The 17,298-nt window shown below is 70.5% G+C and carries 16 protein-coding genes; 9 read left to right on the top strand and 7 right to left on the bottom strand.

Features of this window, described 5'->3' with window-relative positions:
* Positions 1–12 precede the first annotated feature (12 nt).
* The 4 genes from ACWA14_RS15895 (at position 13) to ACWA14_RS15880 (ending at position 5,219) form a co-directional block, all read left to right on the top strand.
* Complete coding sequence (locus ACWA14_RS15895; RefSeq protein ID WP_463795379.1) at positions 13–1,569, top strand: DUF7059 domain-containing protein; 1,557 nt, start codon at positions 13–15, stop codon at positions 1,567–1,569.
* Positions 1,570–1,598: 29 nt separating this feature from the next.
* The gene (locus tag ACWA14_RS15890; RefSeq protein ID WP_463795378.1) at positions 1,599–2,654 is read left to right on the top strand and encodes an LLM class flavin-dependent oxidoreductase; all 1,056 of its coding nucleotides are present in this window, start codon (positions 1,599–1,601) and stop codon (positions 2,652–2,654) included.
* Between the two features lie 67 nt (positions 2,655–2,721).
* Positions 2,722–3,207, top strand: coding sequence for an N-acetyltransferase family protein (locus tag ACWA14_RS15885; protein WP_463795377.1), 486 nt, complete (start codon positions 2,722–2,724; stop codon positions 3,205–3,207).
* 68 nt (positions 3,208–3,275) lie between these two features.
* On the top strand, positions 3,276–5,219 hold the full coding sequence (locus ACWA14_RS15880) for an MSCRAMM family protein (protein ID WP_463795376.1): 1,944 nt from the start codon (positions 3,276–3,278) through the stop codon (positions 5,217–5,219).
* A gap of 17 nt (positions 5,220–5,236) precedes the next feature.
* Here the strand turns inward: ACWA14_RS15880 and ACWA14_RS15875 are convergent, their stop codons facing one another.
* Genes ACWA14_RS15875 through ACWA14_RS15865 form a run of 3 tightly spaced genes read right to left on the bottom strand, consistent with a single transcriptional unit; the run spans position 5,237 to position 8,201 of the window.
* On the bottom strand, positions 5,237–5,698 hold the full coding sequence (locus ACWA14_RS15875) for an ASCH domain-containing protein (RefSeq protein WP_463795375.1): 462 nt from the start codon (positions 5,696–5,698) through the stop codon (positions 5,237–5,239).
* Between the two features lie 40 nt (positions 5,699–5,738).
* Complete coding sequence (locus ACWA14_RS15870) at positions 5,739–7,511, bottom strand: alkaline phosphatase family protein (RefSeq protein WP_463795374.1); 1,773 nt, start codon at positions 7,509–7,511, stop codon at positions 5,739–5,741.
* A 33-nt stretch (positions 7,512–7,544) separates the two neighbouring features.
* A complete protein-coding gene (locus ACWA14_RS15865) occupies positions 7,545–8,201 on the bottom strand; it encodes a hypothetical protein (protein WP_463795373.1) in 657 nt (218 codons plus the stop codon).
* 97 nt (positions 8,202–8,298) lie between these two features.
* Between ACWA14_RS15865 and ACWA14_RS15860 the strand changes: the two genes are divergently transcribed.
* From ACWA14_RS15860 to ACWA14_RS15840, 5 genes are all read left to right on the top strand, one after another.
* Complete coding sequence (locus ACWA14_RS15860; protein WP_463795372.1) at positions 8,299–8,592, top strand: hypothetical protein; 294 nt, start codon at positions 8,299–8,301, stop codon at positions 8,590–8,592.
* A 72-nt stretch (positions 8,593–8,664) separates the two neighbouring features.
* On the top strand, positions 8,665–10,092 hold the full coding sequence (locus tag ACWA14_RS15855) for a CCA tRNA nucleotidyltransferase (protein ID WP_463795371.1): 1,428 nt from the start codon (positions 8,665–8,667) through the stop codon (positions 10,090–10,092).
* A gap of 235 nt (positions 10,093–10,327) precedes the next feature.
* Positions 10,328–11,650 (top strand): GAF domain-containing protein, encoded by a 1,323-nt coding sequence (locus ACWA14_RS15850; protein ID WP_463795370.1) that lies wholly within the window; start codon positions 10,328–10,330, stop codon positions 11,648–11,650.
* A gap of 123 nt (positions 11,651–11,773) precedes the next feature.
* The gene (gene exaC, locus ACWA14_RS15845) at positions 11,774–13,324 is read left to right on the top strand and encodes an acetaldehyde dehydrogenase ExaC (protein ID WP_463795369.1); all 1,551 of its coding nucleotides are present in this window, start codon (positions 11,774–11,776) and stop codon (positions 13,322–13,324) included.
* Between the two features lie 93 nt (positions 13,325–13,417).
* A complete protein-coding gene (locus ACWA14_RS15840) occupies positions 13,418–13,819 on the top strand; it encodes a DUF779 domain-containing protein (protein ID WP_463795368.1) in 402 nt (133 codons plus the stop codon).
* Positions 13,820–13,862: 43 nt separating this feature from the next.
* Here ACWA14_RS15840 and ACWA14_RS15835 read toward each other — a convergent pair whose 3' ends face one another.
* From ACWA14_RS15835 to ACWA14_RS15820, 4 genes are read right to left on the bottom strand one after another with little or no spacing between them, the layout of a single operon-like run.
* Positions 13,863–14,636: an ABC transporter ATP-binding protein gene (locus ACWA14_RS15835; protein WP_463795367.1), complete on the bottom strand. Its 774-nt coding sequence runs from the start codon at positions 14,634–14,636 to the stop codon at positions 13,863–13,865.
* Positions 14,633–15,430: an ATP-binding cassette domain-containing protein gene (locus tag ACWA14_RS15830; RefSeq protein WP_463795366.1), complete on the bottom strand. Its 798-nt coding sequence runs from the start codon at positions 15,428–15,430 to the stop codon at positions 14,633–14,635. Before ACWA14_RS15830 ends, ACWA14_RS15835 begins: the two co-directional genes overlap by 4 nt.
* Complete coding sequence (locus ACWA14_RS15825) at positions 15,427–16,287, bottom strand: ABC transporter permease (RefSeq protein WP_463795365.1); 861 nt, start codon at positions 16,285–16,287, stop codon at positions 15,427–15,429. Before ACWA14_RS15825 ends, ACWA14_RS15830 begins: the two co-directional genes overlap by 4 nt.
* Entirely contained in the window at positions 16,284–17,246 is a 963-nt protein-coding gene (locus tag ACWA14_RS15820) for an ABC transporter permease (RefSeq protein WP_463795364.1), read from the bottom strand. Before ACWA14_RS15820 ends, ACWA14_RS15825 begins: the two co-directional genes overlap by 4 nt.
* Positions 17,247–17,298: the final 52 nt, after the last annotated feature.

Genomic DNA, 17,298 nt, shown 5'->3' with positions numbered 1-17,298 from the left:
AAGACGCGTAGAGTGACGGCCGTGTCCGACACCGCAGCCCCCGTTCCCGACCCGCGTCGATGCGCTGAGCTCGCCGCCGATCTGGATGCCGCCGACCTCCGCTCCGAGCCCCTGAGACGCCTGTGGGGCGAGGAGGCCGACGATGCTCTCGCGCGTGGGCTGCGCGAGCCGATCCTCCGCGCGGTCGCCGACGACGACGGCGTGCTCGCGACCCTCGGGCGCCTGTTCGTGCTGGGGATGCCGCAACCCCGCGCCCGCGTCGCACAGGCCCTCCCACGGCTCGGCGTCGACGGTCTCGTCGCCCTCGGCCTCGCCCGCCTCTCCTCGGATGACGACGGCGACGACGCGATGCCGGGCGACGATGCGGTGTCCGAGGGCGACCAGGTCGTCCCGGCCGCTCTGCTGCGCCCGCAGTCCTTCGTCGACGCGGACGGCATCGGCGAATGGTGGATCGCCAGCGACCTCGACGAGGTGGCCCTCGACGGCGCCCTGCCCGCCGACCACGTGCTCGGTGTGGGCGGAGCCTCGCGCACGCTGGCCGAGATCGTCGTGCCGATCCAGGTCGACCGGGCCCTGGACCTGGGGACCGGGTGCGGCATCCAGGCCTTGCTGATCTCCCGGCGCGCGGGATCGGTCGTCGCGACCGACATCTCGACCCGCGCCCTCGCCTATGCCGAGCTGAATGCGCGGCTCAACGGGGTGTCGAACATCGAGTTCCGCCAGGGGAGCATGTTCGAGCCCGTCGAGGGCGAGGCCTTCGATCTGATCGTGTCCAACCCGCCCTTCGTGATCACGCCCCGCACCGCGGGCGTGCCCGCCTACGAGTACCGGGACGGAGGACTGATCGGCGATGCCCTGGTCGAGCAGTTCCTGCGCACCGCGTCCGCCTTTCTGACTCCCGGCGGCATCGCGCAGCTGTTGGGCAACTGGGAATCGCGTGCCGGCGTCTCCGGGCTCGCCCGACTGCAGGCCTGGGTGCCCGCCGACCTCGACCTGTGGGTCATCGAGCGTGAGCAGCTGTCACCCCTGGCCTATGCGGAGCTGTGGATCCGTGACGGCGGCACGACGCCGCGCGATCGGGCCTTCACCCCTCTCCTCACCGCCTGGCTCGACGACTTCGCGGCGCGCGAGGTGTCGTCGATCGGCTTCGGCTACGTGCTCCTGCGCCGGGGGGACGGCACGCCGCTGCGCCGCACCGAGCGTCTCGCGCAGCAGGTGTCGGGCGTGGGGGCGGCGTTGGGCGCCGGCATCCTGGCGCACGATCTGCTGGCGCACGGGCTTCCCTCGACACTGTTCACGGCATCCGACGTCACCGAGGCGCGTCACCTGATGCCCGGCAACGACGATCCGAGCGTGATCGAACTGCGTCAGGGCGGTGGCTTCCGACGCACGGTGAACGTCGACCCCGCGCTCGCCGCCTTCGTGGGCGCCTGCGACGGGGAGCTCACGGTCGGCCAGATCGCGGCGGCGCTGTCGGATCTGTTCGAGGTGCCCTTCGCCGATCTGTGGGCCGATCTCGAGCCGCGCCTGCGCGCTCTCGTGTTCGACGGATTCCTCGCGGCGGAATAGCCCACGGCATCCATGCGTTCGCATACAACATGAAGGCTTTCGGATTCCTCTCGTTCGGGCATTACGGCGATGTGCAGGGTTCTGCGACCCGCACCGCCGGTGACATGCTGAAGCAGACCATCGAGATCGCCGAGGGCGCCGATGAGATCGGCGTGAACGGCGCCTCGGTGCGCGTGCACCACTGGGCGAAGCAGGCCGCCTCGCCCATGCCGCTGCTGTCGGCGATGGCGGCGCGGACGAAGCGGATCGAAGTCGGCACCGGCGTCATCGACATGCGCTACGAGAACCCGCTGCAGTTCGCCGAGGAGGCGGCCGCGCTCGACTGGATCGCCGACGGCCGGATCGCGCTCGGCGTGAGCCGCGGGTCACCCGAGACCGCGCTGCGCGGCTACGAGGCGTTCGGCTTCCGTGATGAGGAGGACCCGGAGCGCGGCAGCGTGCTCGCCCGCGAGAAGTTCGAGATCTTCCTGCGCGCGATCGACGGCGAGCGACTCGCCGCGGGTGATCCCCGGATGGTGGGACCGGGGCAGTACCTCGCGATCGAACCGCAGTCGCCCACGCTCCGCGATCACATCTGGTGGGGATCCGGCTCGCGGGCGACCGCCGAGGAGACCGGTCGCACGGGGCTCAACATGATGAGCTCGACGCTGATCACCGAGGCCACGGGACAGCCGTTCGACCAGCTGCAGCGCGAGCAGATCGACCTGTTCCGCGCCGCGTACAAGGAGGCCGGACACACGGGAGCCCCGCGCGTCTCGGTGAGCCGCAGCGTCTTCCCGCTGATCTCCGACATGGACCGCGCCTACTTCGGGCTGCGCAGCGCCGACAGCGGCGACCAGATCGGCGTGATCGACGGATTCCGCTCCACCTTCGGCAAGACGTACGCCGCGGAACCGGACGTGCTGATCGAGCAGCTGAAGAAGGACGAGGCCGTGATGGCTGCCGACACGCTGCTGCTCACGATCCCGAACCAGCTCGGACCGGAGTACAACCTGCACGTGCTGCAGGCCTTCGCCGAGCACGTCGCCCCGGCGCTCGGGTGGAAGCCGAACACCGAGGGACCCGTGCAGGGCGACCCGGTCTGAGGGTTCTCGGCCGCCGGCGAGCCGGACGCCTGACGGGCAGAGCGATCGAGACGAATACGCTCGAGGGGTGATCGATCCTCAGACTCCCGTCGTCCGGGCGGCCCGGTTCCCGGACGACGCGGATGCCGTGGCATCCCTGGTCCGTGACTACCTGCGGCAGACCGAGGCCGAGAAGGTCGAACGCGGGGTCGCGGCGGCGGATGCTCCGCTCGACGAACGCTACGCGCGGGAGATCGCCGACCCGGCGGCGGCCTTCGCCGGCAAGCGCACGCTCATCGCCACGCTCGGCGGCGTGCCCTGCGGTGTGCTGATCGTCGGGGCGGCGGACCAGGGCGGCGAGGAGATCAAGCGGTTCTGGACCACGCCGGCGAGCCGCGGACGGGGCGTGGGCAGCGCACTTCTGCGGCACGCGATCGCGGATTCCGCCCGTCCGCTGCGGCTCTCGGTCTGGGCCTGGCGGGAGCAGGCGATCGGCATGTACCGCTCGTTCGGGTTCGCTTCCGTGGACTCCTGGGACGCCCGGCCCGAGCTCGTCTGCCTACAGCTCGACTGATCCGGGTGACCGGGCGGGAACGCCCACCGATCCTTCTGTAGAGCGATATACCGGTATACCCTGGCCGCATGCGCGCCCCCAGGAGCCTTCTCATCGGAGCGGTCGCCGCGCTGGCGGCCGCGGCCATCGCCGTGCCGGCCTCGGCGGCGACGACATCGAGCTGGGCGGAGTGGCAACCGCTCGACGGCTCCGGCGGCGCCTACACGACCTCGGTCGCGATCGCCGCGCAGCCCGAGCTCAGCGCGACGGTCACCAGCGACTCCCGCGCGGGTCAGGTCGGGGTGATCTCCGGAGCATCCACCTGGCTGTCGGAGGGCACGCCCATCGGTGAGAAGTACGGCACGAGCAGGGACCGTCCGTACCTGAACCTGCGTCCTCAGGCCGACAGGGCGACGAGCCCCTCGACGACCACGTATTCCTTCACCGCTCCCACTCCGACCTCCGGATGGGCCTTCGCTCTCGGTGACATCGACGCCGATGCCGTGCGCATCCAGGCGATCGGCGTCGACGGCGAGGTGCTGGAGGCATCCGACCTCGGCTTCCGGGGCGGGTTCAACTACTGCGCCCCCGGCCTCGCGGGCAAGCCGTCGTGCTCGGGTGACGCCGCCGACGTCCCGGCCTGGGATCCGCCCACGCTCACGCTCACCGGCAACGACGGCGCTGCCGACACCAGCGGCGCGGCCGCGTGGTTCGAGCCGCGCACGCCCCTCATCTCGCTCAGCTTCGTCTTCACGCGCCGCGCGGGCTTCCCGATCTATCAGACGTGGTTCGCCTCGCTCGCCCGCGACATCACGGGTTCCGTGGTCGATGTCGCCGACGGGCCCCTCGACGCCGTCGAGCTCACTCTCACCGACGCGAACGGCACGGTGGTCGGCACCACGAACTCGGCCCCCGACGGCACCTACTCCTTCCCGGGCATCACGGCGACGGACGGATACACGGTGCGCGTCTCGCCGCCGCCCGGCAAGATCGCGACCACGGCGACAGTCATCGCCGCCGACCTCACCGACACGGATGCCGTGGCCGACTTCGAGGTGCGCGACATCGTCCCCGTCGCGGTCTCCGGGCAGGTGCTCGACGACGACGGCGATCCGGTGCCGGGAGTGACCGTCACGATCGACGGGCAGACGACCACGACCGACAGCGACGGACGCTACCTGTTCGATCAGGTCGCCGTGGGAACTCACACGGCGACGCTCACCGCCCCTCCGGGATTCACGGTCGTGAGCACACCGCCGCCGTTCACGATCCCGGTCGACAGCGAGGATCCGATCGGTGACGTGGACTTCGTGCTCGCCGAGAGTCCCGACCTCGGCGGGACGGTGACCGCCGACGGCCGGGGTGTGGCCGGCGTCACGGTCACGGCGTCCGGCCCCGGCGGAACACGCACCACCGTGACCGACGCGCGCGGCGACTACCGGTTCCCGCGTCTCCCCGCCGGCGACTACGACGTGTCGATCACCACCCCCGACGGATACGTGGCGTCCGGCCCCGTCACGCGACTGGAGCAGGTCGATGCCGACGACGTGGAAGACGTCGATTTCGCCCTCGCCCGCCTCGGTGCCTTCAGCGGCACGGTGACGACCGACGACGGCGGCCCCTTCGGCGGCGTCACGATCGAGGTCGACGGTCCCGACGGTCGGCAGCAGCTGACGACGGATGGTGACGGCAGCTTCGGGCTCGGCGATCTGCCGCCCGGGATCTACACGCTCACGGTCGTGCCGCCGGATGACACCACCGTGGTGGGTCCGGCGACCCGCACGCTCGTGATCACGGGTGCCGGGGAGGCGATCGTCGATCAGGACTTCGCGCTCGCCGAGCTGGTGATCCCCAGCCCCAGCCCGTCACCGAGCGACACGGCGACACCGACTCCGCCCGGCACCGGAGGCGATTCGCTGCCCAGCACCGGTCTGGCGCCGGAGACCTTCGCGTGGGCGATCGGCGGCGGCATCGTGCTCGTGCTCGGGGCGACCCTGTTCATCGTCGCTCGTCGGCGCTCCTCGCGCGACTGACGGGAGCCGTCCTCCCGTCAGCGGGGGTGGATGAGCCGGAACAGCTCGCACACGACCGGCATGTCGGGCTCGAAGCCGCGGGCATTCTCGGAGTGCTCGCGCCAGAAGCGCTCGTGCACCGCGCGCCAATGATCGAGCGTGCGGTCTCCTTCGCCCTCCGCGTGGGCGTGCGCAGCCGTCACGGCGTCGAACGCGACGATGCGGACGTCGGTGGTCTCGATCAGGGCACGCGGCTCGCCCCGGCCGTCGAGGAGGATGCTCAGCTCGCCGACCGCGGGCAGCGGATCTCCGGTCGCCTCGTAGTCCCAGAGCGAGGACGCCGTGCCGGTCTTCACGCCGTCGAGCACGAGAGACAGCAGGTCGTCGGCCTGCGGGGGCGTCGCGCCGAACGCCCACGCCTCGGGCACGGTCTCGGGGAGGTGCGGATCCCCCGACCTCACGCGCCGCCAGAAGGAGTCGATCGCGGAGCTGTCGGCCATGCACTCAGCCTAGGGGCGGGGCCGAGCGTCGCCCGGGGCGTCACGCGCCCTTCGGTGGCCCGAACAGCTCTTCGCCGTGTTCGTGGAGCAGTCGGTAGGCGTCAGCGAACGTCTCGGGCTCGGGCTCGCCGGGCGTGCCGTAGCGGGCGATGAGGAGCCCGAGGAGCCCGCGCGCCGGGGGAGTCAGGGGCTTCAGGTGATCCTTCTCCCCGGGATGCGGTGCGGACTGCTCCGGGTTGGGAGGCGTGTACGCGGGCGTCGTGAGGGGCCAGTCGGCCGGATGCCGCGGCTGATCGAGGTTCACGACACCGAAGAGCGTGTTCGCCGACGCATCGCGGTCGTTCAGCGGCTCCAGACCATGGAGCCGTGACAGCGTCGCGGTGACCGAGCCGTGGTGCATCTCGTCGTGCACGATCGTGCCGCGGCGGGTGTACGCCGAGACGGCGATGGCCGGCACACGGCATCCGAGCCGGTCGAAGGGGAAGCCCATCTCACCGGGGCCGGTGTCGCGGGTCGGCTTCGTCGCCGCGGGCGGGGGGACGTGGTCGTAGCAGCCGCCGTGCTCGTCGAAGGTGATCAGCAGCAGGGTGTTCACCGCGTTCGAGCCCGTGGCCGAAGCGCTCGTGCGGACGGCCTCGTAGATGTCGTGGATGAGCAGATCTCCGGCCCGCACGTCGGAGATCGCACTGTCGAACACCGGTTCGCCGTCGACCTCGCTCTCGCGGGGAGCCCCGAACGGGGGGTGGAAGTCGTTGTGGTCGTAGACCATGCGGGGCTCGATGAACGCGTAGGCGGGGAGGGTGCCGTTCTTCGCGTCGGCGTAGAAGTCCTCCATGGTGCCGAAGTGCTCGGTGCGCCAGTACTTCTCGAGCGCCGCGGCATGCAGCATCCCGGTGAACGACACCAGCTGCAGCTTGTCGATGTAGACCTTCCAGCTGACCTTCCTGTCCTCCAGGCGGTTGAACACCGTGGGAGCCGGCGGCGCATCGATCCACTTGTCGTAGCCGCCGCCGCCCTGGTTCGTCACGAAACCGTGCGAGGTCGAGGCGTGGAAGAACGAGCGGTTGCAGAAGGTCTGCGAGGGCACGGCGGCGTACCAGTGATCGAACACGGCGAACTCCGCCGCGAGCGTCGACAGCACCGGCAGCATCGCGGGCGAGAACGACCCCATGATGTGCCGCGCCTCGTCGGTGCTCGGCTCCCTGCCCTGACGAAGACGACGGAAGTTGATGATGTAGTCCTCGAGGAAGCCCGACATCGACGCCTTCGTGCCGGCCGGCGGCGCGTTGAACGGATGCTCCATCTGGTCGACGAACAGCTCGGCATTGCTCTTCGGATCGACGGTGCCGAAGAGCTGCGTGTTGACGTGCGGATACTCCTCGCCCGGGTCGGGATCGGGGTGGCTCATGATGCGATCGGTGTCGCCGACGTAGATGTGCGCGTCGATCACCGTGCCGTCGGGGGCGGTGTTGCGGTGCGTGCCGAACGCGAGTCCCTCGAACGTCTCACCCGCCGGCAGGTTCTCGGGGGTGTAGAGGTAGCCGAGCAGGTTGTCGAAGGAGCGGTTCTCGCCCATCACGACGACGATGTGGTCGAAGCCCGGCTCGCTGCGCGGGGTGAGCGCCGCGAAAGGATCGGGGCCGGCGGCGAATCCGGCGCGGTTGTTCGCGGCCACCGTGGCGCCGATCGCCGCGCCGCCTGCTCCGCCCGCGATCACACCGGCCAGGGCGGCTCCGCCCATCGTGAGGAAGCCGCGGCGCGAGGGGTCGCGCGCGGACCCCGGTGCGGGAGAGGGGGCGGAATCGGCGGTCACGAGGCGATCCTACGACCGTGACGGCCGATCGTCTCAGAGGTCGCTGAAGTCGTTGGCACCACTGGTGAGGCGTGTGACGACGTCATCGGTGATCCGCAGGTCGATGTACTCCACACCGACCTCACCGGGATGCACGAGCGAGGATGTGCCGGGCACCTCCCGCATGCCGATCCCCAGATGGTCGGGGATGCCGTCTCCGTCTTCATCGAAGCCTGCCTGAGCTCCCGCTGCCTCGGCCTCGGCTCGCGTCGATCCGAGGCCGATGCCCTCCGGTGTGCGGAACGTCACGCCCGTCGCATCCGCCGACACGACCAGGTCGATACGCGTCTCGCGGATCGTCGCCTTCGTTCCCTCCCAGTCGAATCCGGCGTACACGCTCCCGTAGGCGCCCTCGACGGGCCCTTCCACCGGCGCAGATCCGAACGCATCGGTGAGTGCCGCGACCGCACCGTTCGAGTCCGTGTAGCTGATCGTCGGGGCGCCGTCGACCGAGAGGCCGTCGACCGAGATCACCACGACGCGATCGGTGGGCGTCGGGATGGGCGTCGGCGTGGGCGTCGCAGAAGGAGGGGCGACCGGCGATGGCGTCGCGGATGCGTCCGGCACGCTCGTCGCGGCACAGGCGGCGAGCGAAAGACCGAGAAGGGCCGCAGAGGCGGCTGTGAGGAGGAGGCGAGCGCGACGGTGCATACCCTGAGGCTAAGGCGGCCGACCTGCGCTGATCCGCTGCGCGCGCGGCAGCCTCCCGATCGTTATCCGGATGATCAACACCGCTAGCGTGGGGGACATGACCTACGCCGGAGACTCCTCGATGGATGCCCGTGTCCGAGCGGCTGTGGTCGACTTCGGCCGACGCCAGACGCGACTGTTCCTCACGTTCGCGCTCGTGGAGGGCACGGTCCTGCTCGTGCTCGTCGCGCTCATCTACGGCTTCGGCGTGATCGACCCCGAGATCGGCATCTGGTACCTCCTCGCGGTCGCGGTCGTCGGAGGCTTCCTGCTCAGCACGATGCTCCTGCGACTCCTGCAGGCCCGCACTCGCGCGATCGCCCAGGCCAAGGGCGAGAACCCGCTGTTCTGAGGCCGGGACGGGTCACCGTCACCCCCGGTCACCTCGATCGGCCGGCGCCGAGCCCCCGGTACGCTGGAAAGCATGCTCACCATGGCCGACGGCCTCTCTCGTCTCGCAGCGCTCGCCGAGAACCCGATCGTCGACACCCTCGCCACGGCGTTCGCCGATGCGGGCTTCGAGCTCGCCGTCGTGGGCGGACCCGTGCGCGACGCGCTGATCGGTCGCGCGACCCACGACCTCGACTTCACGACGAACGCCTCGCCCGACGAGATCCTTCGGATCGTGAAGCCGATCGCCACCGCGCACTGGGACATCGGCCGTGCCTTCGGCACGATCGGCGCCCGCGTGCAGGGCGAGCAGGTCGAGATCACGACGTATCGTGCCGACAGCTACGACGGCGTCACGCGCAAGCCGACGGTCGAGTTCGGCGACTCGATCGACGGCGACCTGGCCCGCCGCGACTTCACGGTCAACGCGATGGCGCTGCGGGTTCCCGAGGTGAAGCTGATCGACCCGACCGGCGGCGTGGAAGACCTGCTCGCCGGCATCCTGCGCACCCCCGCCGACCCCGCGATCTCGTTCGGTGACGACCCGTTGCGCATGCTGCGGGCGGCCCGGTTCAGTGCCCAGCTCGGATTCCGTGTCGAGGATGACACGTTCGACGCGATCACCCGACTGCGCGAGACCCTCACGATCGTGAGCCCGGAGCGCGTGCAATCCGAGCTCGTGCGCATGATGCAGACCGATGACCCGGTGCGCGGTGTGCGCGTGCTGGTCGAGAGCGGCCTGATCGAGGAGTTCCTGCCCGAGGTGAGCGCCCTGCGCCTCGAGGTCGACGAGCACCATCACCACAAGGACGTGTACGAGCACTCCCTCACGGTGCTGAGCCAGGCCATCGCGCTGGAGCACTCCCGCAACCCGGGGGCCGAGCCGGATGTCGCGCTGCGGATCGCCGCCCTGCTGCACGACATCGGCAAGCCCCGCACGCGCAAGCTCGAAGACGGCGGCATCGTGACCTTCCATCACCATGACGTGGTGGGTTCGCGCATGGCGCGCAAGCGGTTGCAGGCCCTGCGCTTCGACACGGCGACGACGGACGCCGTCGCCACCCTGATCGAGCTGCACCTGCGGTTCTTCGGATACGCCGAGGGGGCGTGGACGGATGCTGCGGTGCGCCGCTACGTGCGCGATGCCGGTGACCAGCTCGAACGCCTGCACATCCTCACGCGCGCCGACGTGACCACGCGCAACAAGCGCAAGGCCGGACGGCTCGCGGGGGCCTACGACGACATCGAGTCGCGGATCGCGGCGCTGCGCGAGCAGGAGGAGCTCGACTCCATCCGCCCGGAGATCGACGGCAACCGCATCCAGCAGGTGCTCGGGATCTCGCCGGGGCGCGAGGTGGGGGAGGCCTACAAGTTCCTCCTCGAGCTTCGGCTCGACGAGGGCGTGCTCGGCCCCGAGACCGCGGAGCAGCGACTGCGCGACTGGTGGGCCGCGCGCTCCTGACGCCCCCTCCTGTCTCGACGCACCTCCTGCGCCGACGCACCTCCTGTGCCGACCGGCCCCTTTCTGTGCGAACGGCCCCTCTGTGGACGCATATAAAGGGGTGGCTCGCGCACAACGGGCCGGCTCGGCATGGGGGAGGTCGGCATGCGGGAGGTCGGCGTGGGGAGGGGTGGATGACGGGGGCGTCCGCTCGTACACTGGGGGCACACTCCACCGTCGATGAACGGAGACTCGCATGTCTGCGTCGTGGCATGACTCGCGGGATGCGACGCCCTCCGCGTCGCGTCTGATCATCGAGCGTGCACACGAGGAGCTGTTGGCCGGCAACCTCGACGATCGGCGCCTGGCGCAGGTGCGTCCGCTGGTCCGGGAGTCGTGGGAGCGGTCCTGGCGTCGCCGCGTCGCCCCGGAGACCGCACCGACGCTCGAGATCGCGAGCGACGAGATCGAGGCGTATCGCCTCGCGCATCCCCTGGCCTCCGCGATGGACATGATCCGCGCGCTGCTGCTGCCCGGACGCGCGGAGGATGCCGGCGTGATCATCGCGGTCGGCGACCAGGCCGGACGCCTGCTGTGGATCGAGGGCGACCGGCAGGTGCAGTCCATCACCGACGCCATGGGGTTCGTGGTCGGCGCGAACTGGGCGGAGGATGCCGTGGGGACGACCGCCCCCGGTACCGCGCTCGCGCTCGAGCAGTCCGTGCAGATCCGCGGCGCGGAGCACTACAACCGCCTCGTGCACCCGTGGTCGTGCAGCGCCGCGCCCGTCCGCGACCCGGAGACGAAGCGCGTGCTGGGCGTGATCGACGTCACCGGCGGCCCCGAGGTGGTGAGCCCGCAGGCGCGCCTGCTGGTCGACGCCACGGCGCGCGCGGTCGAGTCGGAGCTCATGGTGGCCCGCCTCCGCTCGCGCAGCGCGCCGCCGGCACGTTCGCACACGCCGACCGCACGGACCCGCACGACGGCGCGCGCGACGCTGCATGTGCTCGGGCGGGACCGCGCACGGCTCGAGACCGAGTCGCCGCACGAGGAGTCGATGATCGAGCTCAGCGCACGGCATGCCGCGATCCTGCTGATGCTCGCGGTGCACCGCCAGGGGCTGTCGGCCGAGCGGCTGTGCGAGCTGGTCTACGGCCCGGACGTCTCCCCTGACACCCTGCGTCCCGAGATGGTGCGGCTGCGGAAGGTGCTCGAGCGCAGCGCCCCGGAGCTGGTGCCCGAATCGCGGCCGTACCGGCTGCCGATGGTGCTCGAGACCGACGCCCACGACGTGCTGTCGCTGCTCGACCGCGGTGCGCACCGGGTCGCCCTCACCGCGTATCGGGGTCCCGTGCTGCCGGAATCGACCTCGCCCGGCGTGCAGGAGTTCCGCGAATCGGTTCGCGGTGCGCTGCGGGAGGCGATGCGCTCGGAGGCGAGCCTCGACGTGCTGCTCGAGTATGCGGAGATCCCCGAGGGGCAGGCGGATGCGGAGAGTCTCCGCCTCGCGCTCGAGATGCTCCCGGCGCGATCGCCGAAGCGCGCGGGTCTGGTCGCCCGCATCGAGCGCCTCGAATAGCCCCCCGGAGCACCCGGCCGGCGCGCAACCATCCGCAACGTTGCGCATCGGCGTGCAACCCTCCGCGACCTAGCTTCGAGGCACAGCCGCAGCACCGACGCGCGGCCCGTCGAAGGAGTCACGATGACCATCGTCGAAGAAGACGTGTCCACTGCCTACGCGGCCCCGGGTCAGCCGGGCGCCCTCGCGAACTACCGGGCCCGGTACGGCCACTACATCGGCGGCGAGTTCGTCGATCCCGTCAAAGGTCAGTACTTCGAGAACGTGAGCCCCGTCAACGGCAAGACGTTCACAGAGGTCGGCCGCGGCACGAGCGAGGACATCGACCGCGCGGTCGAGGTCGCCTGGAAGGCCTTCGCGAGCTGGGGCAAGACCAGCCCGGCCGAGCGCTCGGTCGTCCTCAACCGGATCGCCGATCGCATCGAGCAGCACCTCGAGGAGATCGCGGTCGCGGAGACGTGGGAGAACGGCAAGCCGGTGCGCGAGACGCTCGCCGCCGACATCCCCCTCGCGATCGACCACTTCCGCTACTTCGCCGGAGTGCTCCGGGCGCAGGAGGGCGGCATCAGCCAGCTCGACGAGAACACCGTCGCGTACCACTTCCACGAGCCGCTGGGCGTGGTCGGTCAGATCATCCCGTGGAACTTCCCGATCCTGATGGCCGTGTGGAAGCTCGCCCCGGCGCTCGCCGCGGGCAACTGCGTCGTCATCAAGCCGGCCGAGCAGACCCCGGCATCCCTGCTGTTCCTGTTCGACATCATCGGCGACCTGCTCCCGGCCGGCGTCGTGAACATCGTCAACGGCTTCGGCATCGAGGCGGGCGCACCGCTCGCGCAGCACAAGCGCATCCGCAAGATCGCGTTCACCGGCGAGACCACGACCGGGCGTCTGATCATGCAGTACGCCTCGCAGAACCTCATCCCGGTGACGCTCGAGCTCGGAGGCAAGAGCCCGAACGTGTTCTTCGAGGACGTCGCCCGCGACACCGCCGACCCGTTCTACGACAAGGCGCTCGAAGGCTTCACGATGTTCGCGCTGAACCAGGGCGAGGTCTGCACCTGCCCCTCCCGTGCACTGATCCAACGATCGATCTACGACGGCTTCCTCGCCGACGGCCTCGAGCGCGTGAAGAAGGTCGTGCAGGGAAACCCGCTCGACCCGGCGACGATGATCGGCGCGCAGTCGTCGAACGATCAGCTCGAGAAGATCCTCAGCTACATCGACATCGGCAAGCAGGGCGGGGCGCGACTGCTCACCGGCGGCGAGCGGGTCGACCTGGGCGGCGACCTCAGCGACGGGTACTACGTCGCTCCGACCGTGTTCGAGGGCACGAACGACATGCGCATCTTCCAGGAGGAGATCTTCGGCCCGGTGCTCTCGGTCACGTCGTTCGACGGCTTCGATGATGCGATCTCGATCGCCAACGACACGCTCTACGGACTCGGGGCCGGGGTGTGGAGCCGCAGCGGCGACACCGCCTACCGCGCGGGCCGGGCGATCGAGGCGGGTCGCGTGTGGACCAACACGTACCACCAGTACCCGGCGCACGCCGCGTTCGGCGGATACAAGCAGTCGGGCGTCGGGCGCGAGAACCACAAGATGATGCTCGACCACTACCAGCAGACGAAGAACCTCCTCGTCTCGTACGCGGAAGGGCCGATGGGCTTCTTCTGAGTTCGATCCTCCGGGCGGGCGCTGCTCCCTCAGCGTCCGCCCGCATCCCCCGGCTCCTGAGCGAGCGAAGCGAGACGAAGGAAGGGCAGGGTCATGGTCAGCATCGGCCGCTACCAGCGGGTGGACGTGACGGATGCCGCGGCATCCCTCGTGCGCGACCTCACCGCGCAGCACGGCCCGCTGATGTTCCATCAGTCCGGCGGATGCTGCGACGGCTCCTCACCCATGTGCTACCCGGTCGGGATGTTCCTCACGGGCCCGGGTGACGTGCTGCTCGGCGCGCTCGACGTCGGACTCGAGCAGCCGGTCGAGATGTACATGTCGGAATCGCAGTTCGAGTACTGGAAGTACACGCACCTCACGGTCGACGTGGTGCCCGGTCGGGGAGCGGGTTTCAGCGTCGAGGGCCCGACCGGGATGCGGTTCCTGATCCGGTCGCGGATGCTGAACGACGCGGAGCTCGCCTCCTTCGGGTTGGCGCCGTCCGCGAGCTGAGTGCCGAGACGGCGCGACAGCGAATCCTGACGCCGCCCGAGCCTCAGCGGGGGAGCCGCGGAACCGCGTCGACGAGCGCCCGCGTGTACGGATCCTGCGGGGCGTGCAGCACGGCGGAGGTCGCACCCTGCTCGACGACGCGTCCGTGCTGCAGCACGACGGTCCGGTCACAGGCCGAGGCGATCGCGGTCAGATCGTGCGACACCATCACGAGCGACAGGCCGTTCTCCCGGCGCAGCCGATCGAGCAGTTCGAGCACCTGCACCCGCGTGGTGACGTCGAGCGCGCTGACGGGCTCGTCGGCGAGCAGCACGCGGGGCCGGGAGACGACGGCCCGGGCGATCGCGATGCGCTGACGCTGTCCGCCCGAGAACTCGTGCGGGTAGCGGCGGGCGGTGTCGGCGGGAAGGCCGACGGATTCGAGCGCTTCGGCGATGCGCCGCTGGGCGTCGGCTCCGGAGGCAAGACCCAGCGACCGGAGCGGCTCGCCGATGATGCGGTCGATGCGCTGACGCGGGTCGAGCGAGGAGTACGGATCCTGGAACACCGGCTGCACGCTCGCGCGGAACCGACGCATCTGTGCGCGACGCGTCGACCGGCTCAGGGATCGGGAGTTCAGGGGCTCGCCCTCGAACAGCATCTCTCCGTCGCGCGGGGCGGCGAGCCCGAGCAAGAGCTGCAGGATCGTGGACTTGCCGGCCCCCGACTCACCGACGAGGCCCAGCGAGTCGCCCTCGTCGATGCGCAGCGACACATCGTCGAGCACGCGACGGGATCCGTACGCGAAGCCGGCCCCGCGCAGCTCCAGGAGACTCATGCGCCGACCTCCCCGCGATCGAGGAACGCGTCGAGCGCGCGAGCGCTGTCGACCAGCATCCGCGTGTACGGCTGCACCGGTTCCTGCAGCACCTGGGCGACCGATCCCTCCTCCACCACGAGCCCGTCGCGCAGCACGACGATGCGTTCGACCATGCGCGAGACGACCGCCAGGTCGTGGCTGATGAACAGCAGGGCCATGCCGCGTTCGTCGACGAGACGTTCGAGCAGGCTGAGCACCCCGTCCTGCACGGTGACATCGAGCGCGGTGGTCGGCTCGTCCGCGATGAGGAGCTTCGGGCGCGCCGCGAGGGCGATGGCGATCGCCACGCGCTGGCGCTGACCGCCCGAGAGCTCGTGCGGGTAGGCGCGCGCGATGCGCGGATCCGACAGCGCGACCTCGTCGAGCGCGGCGGCGACGGCCGCCTGCAGCTCCGCACCGCGCAGCCCGAGGTGCCGGCGCAGCGGTTCGGCGATCTGGCGCTCCACTCTCATCAGCGGGTCGAGCGCGGTGAGCGGCTCCTGGAACACGATCTGCGCGACGGGTCCGCGCAGCGGGCGGAGGTCGGCATCCCGCGCTCCGACGACCTCGTGGCCGTCGAGCCGCACCGATCCGGATGCCCGAAGCGCGTCGGGCAGCAGCCCGGCCACGGCGAGCGTGGTCAGCGACTTGCCCGATCCGGACTCGCCGATCAGGCCCAGGCGCGCGCCCGGCGCGAGCGAGAAGGAGATGTCGCGCACGAGCGCGCCGGATGCCGCGCGCACGGTGAGACCGGAGACGTCGAGGATGCTCATCGGCTCCTCCGACGGGTCGGGTCGGCAAGGTCGCGCAGACCGTCGGCGAGGAAGTTCACACCGAGCACGAGCGCGATGATCGCGATGCCGGGAGCGATCGCCCCGACCGGAGCGGTGAGCACGGTGCCCTGCGCCTCCTGCAGCATCCGACCCCACGAGGCGTTGGGCGGCGGCGCGCCCAGGCCGAGGTACGACAGGCTCGCCTCGGCGAGGACCGCGGCCCCGAACTGCAGCGCGAGGCTCACCGCGAGCGTGGGTGCGATGTTCGGCAGAACGTGCTGGAAGACGATGCCGAGCACGCTCGTGCCGCTCGTGCGCGCGGCGGTGATGAACTGCTCCTGCAGCACCCGGCGCGCGAGGATGCGGGTGAGGCGGGCCACGACGGCCGACATCGCGAGTCCGATCGCGAGCACGGCCGACCACAGGGATGCCCCCTGGACGGCGACGACGAGCATGGCCAGCAGCAGCACCGGGAAGGCGATCACGACGTCGAGCCCGGCCGAGAGCGTGTCGTCGATCCACGGTCGGGCGAAGGCGGCGAGGAGACCGACGATCGTGCCCAGGACGGCGGCGATCGCCACCGCGCAGGTGCCGACGATGAGCGCGATCCGCGCGCCCCACATCAGCTGCGAGAAGAGATCGCGGCCGAGCCGGTCGGTGCCCAGCAGATGCAGCGCGCTCGGGCCCTCGAGGCGGCTGCCGCTGGTGTCGGCGAGCGGATACGGGAGCCAGAACAGCGACACCGCCGCGATCAGCACGATGACACCCGTGAGCACGATCCCGATCAGCAGGGTCGCCTTCGGGCGTCGGCGCACGGGCACGGAGGCGGTGATCAGCTGTTCGGCGACGCGGCTCATCGGTTCCCCGAGACACTCGTGCGCAGGCGCGGATCGACCAGGCGCTGCACGATGTCGGCGGCGAACCCGACGAGCAGCACGAACAGCGTGCTGACGACGAGGACGCCCTGGATGACCTGGAAGTCGTGCTGCTCGATGGCCGACAGCAGCAGACTGCCCAGCCCTGGGAGCGTGAAGACGCTCTCGACGACGACGGCGCCGAGGAGCGTGGTGGACAGCTCGATGCCGAGGATCGCGACGACGGGGACGGCGCCGTTGCGCACCCCGTGACGCAGAAGCGCCTCCGGCATGCTCGATCCACCCGCGCGGGCGGTGCGCAGATAGTCGCTGCCGATCACGTCGAGCGTGGCCGAGCGGACGTAGCGGCTGAGGGAGGCGCTCATGACGATCACGATCGTGATCACCGGCAGGGCGAGCGAGCGCAGCGCATCGGCCGGATCCTCCCAGTCGTCGCGGGGGAAGCCGCCGGAGGGCAGCACCCCGAGTCCGAGCGCGAACACCCAGACCAGCACCACACCGACCCAGAACACGGGCACGGCCACGCCGAGCTGGGCGAAGCCGGAGAGCACGATGCCGTACCAGCGGTCGGCCTTCACGGCGGCGGTGATGCCGATCACGAGCGAGACGAGCAGGGCGAGGCCGAAGGCGAGGAGCGTGAGGGGGAGCGTCACGGCGAGACGCGCGGCGATGTCGGGGCCGACGGGGCGCGAGCTCAGGAAGGACTCGCCGAGATCGAAGCGGAGCAGCTGCCCCGCCCACGTCGCGAACTGCTGCAGCAGGGGCTGATCGGAACCGACCTGCGCGCGGGCTGCGGCGATCTGCTCGGGGGTGGCGTTCACCGAGAGCAGCGCGTTCGCCGGGTCGCCGGGCAGCAGACGCAGCAGCACGAAGATCGCGATCATCGCGACGACGAGCGACACCACGAGGAACGCGAGGCGGCGAAGCAGATAGGCGAGCATGGCTTCTCAGGATGAGGAAGGGGGATGCCGACGCGCGGCATCCCCCTCGCGC

This window comes from Microbacterium sp. TW_SC_2 (assembly GCF_055361165.1).
This window is presented reverse-complemented; position numbering and strand designations above follow the sequence as displayed.

Excerpts from the sequence above, each read along its gene's own strand:
- ACWA14_RS15890 (WP_463795378.1), top strand. The coding sequence starts at position 1,599 with ATGAAGGCTTTCGGATTCCTCTCGTTCGGGCATTACGGCGATGTGCAG.
- ACWA14_RS15880 (WP_463795376.1), top strand. The coding sequence starts at position 3,276 with ATGCGCGCCCCCAGGAGCCTTCTCATCGGAGCGGTCGCCGCGCTGGCG.
- ACWA14_RS15875 (WP_463795375.1), bottom strand. The coding sequence starts at position 5,698 with ATGGCCGACAGCTCCGCGATCGACTCCTTCTGGCGGCGCGTGAGGTCG.
- ACWA14_RS15865 (WP_463795373.1), bottom strand. The coding sequence starts at position 8,201 with ATGCACCGTCGCGCTCGCCTCCTCCTCACAGCCGCCTCTGCGGCCCTT.
- ACWA14_RS15860 (WP_463795372.1), top strand. The coding sequence starts at position 8,299 with ATGACCTACGCCGGAGACTCCTCGATGGATGCCCGTGTCCGAGCGGCT.
- ACWA14_RS15855 (WP_463795371.1), top strand. The coding sequence starts at position 8,665 with ATGCTCACCATGGCCGACGGCCTCTCTCGTCTCGCAGCGCTCGCCGAG.
- ACWA14_RS15850 (WP_463795370.1), top strand. The coding sequence starts at position 10,328 with ATGTCTGCGTCGTGGCATGACTCGCGGGATGCGACGCCCTCCGCGTCG.
- exaC (WP_463795369.1), top strand. The coding sequence starts at position 11,774 with ATGACCATCGTCGAAGAAGACGTGTCCACTGCCTACGCGGCCCCGGGT.
- ACWA14_RS15840 (WP_463795368.1), top strand. The coding sequence starts at position 13,418 with ATGGTCAGCATCGGCCGCTACCAGCGGGTGGACGTGACGGATGCCGCG.
- ACWA14_RS15835 (WP_463795367.1), bottom strand. The coding sequence starts at position 14,636 with ATGAGTCTCCTGGAGCTGCGCGGGGCCGGCTTCGCGTACGGATCCCGT.
- ACWA14_RS15830 (WP_463795366.1), bottom strand. The coding sequence starts at position 15,430 with ATGAGCATCCTCGACGTCTCCGGTCTCACCGTGCGCGCGGCATCCGGC.
- ACWA14_RS15825 (WP_463795365.1), bottom strand. The coding sequence starts at position 16,287 with ATGAGCCGCGTCGCCGAACAGCTGATCACCGCCTCCGTGCCCGTGCGC.
- ACWA14_RS15820 (WP_463795364.1), bottom strand. The coding sequence starts at position 17,246 with ATGCTCGCCTATCTGCTTCGCCGCCTCGCGTTCCTCGTGGTGTCGCTC.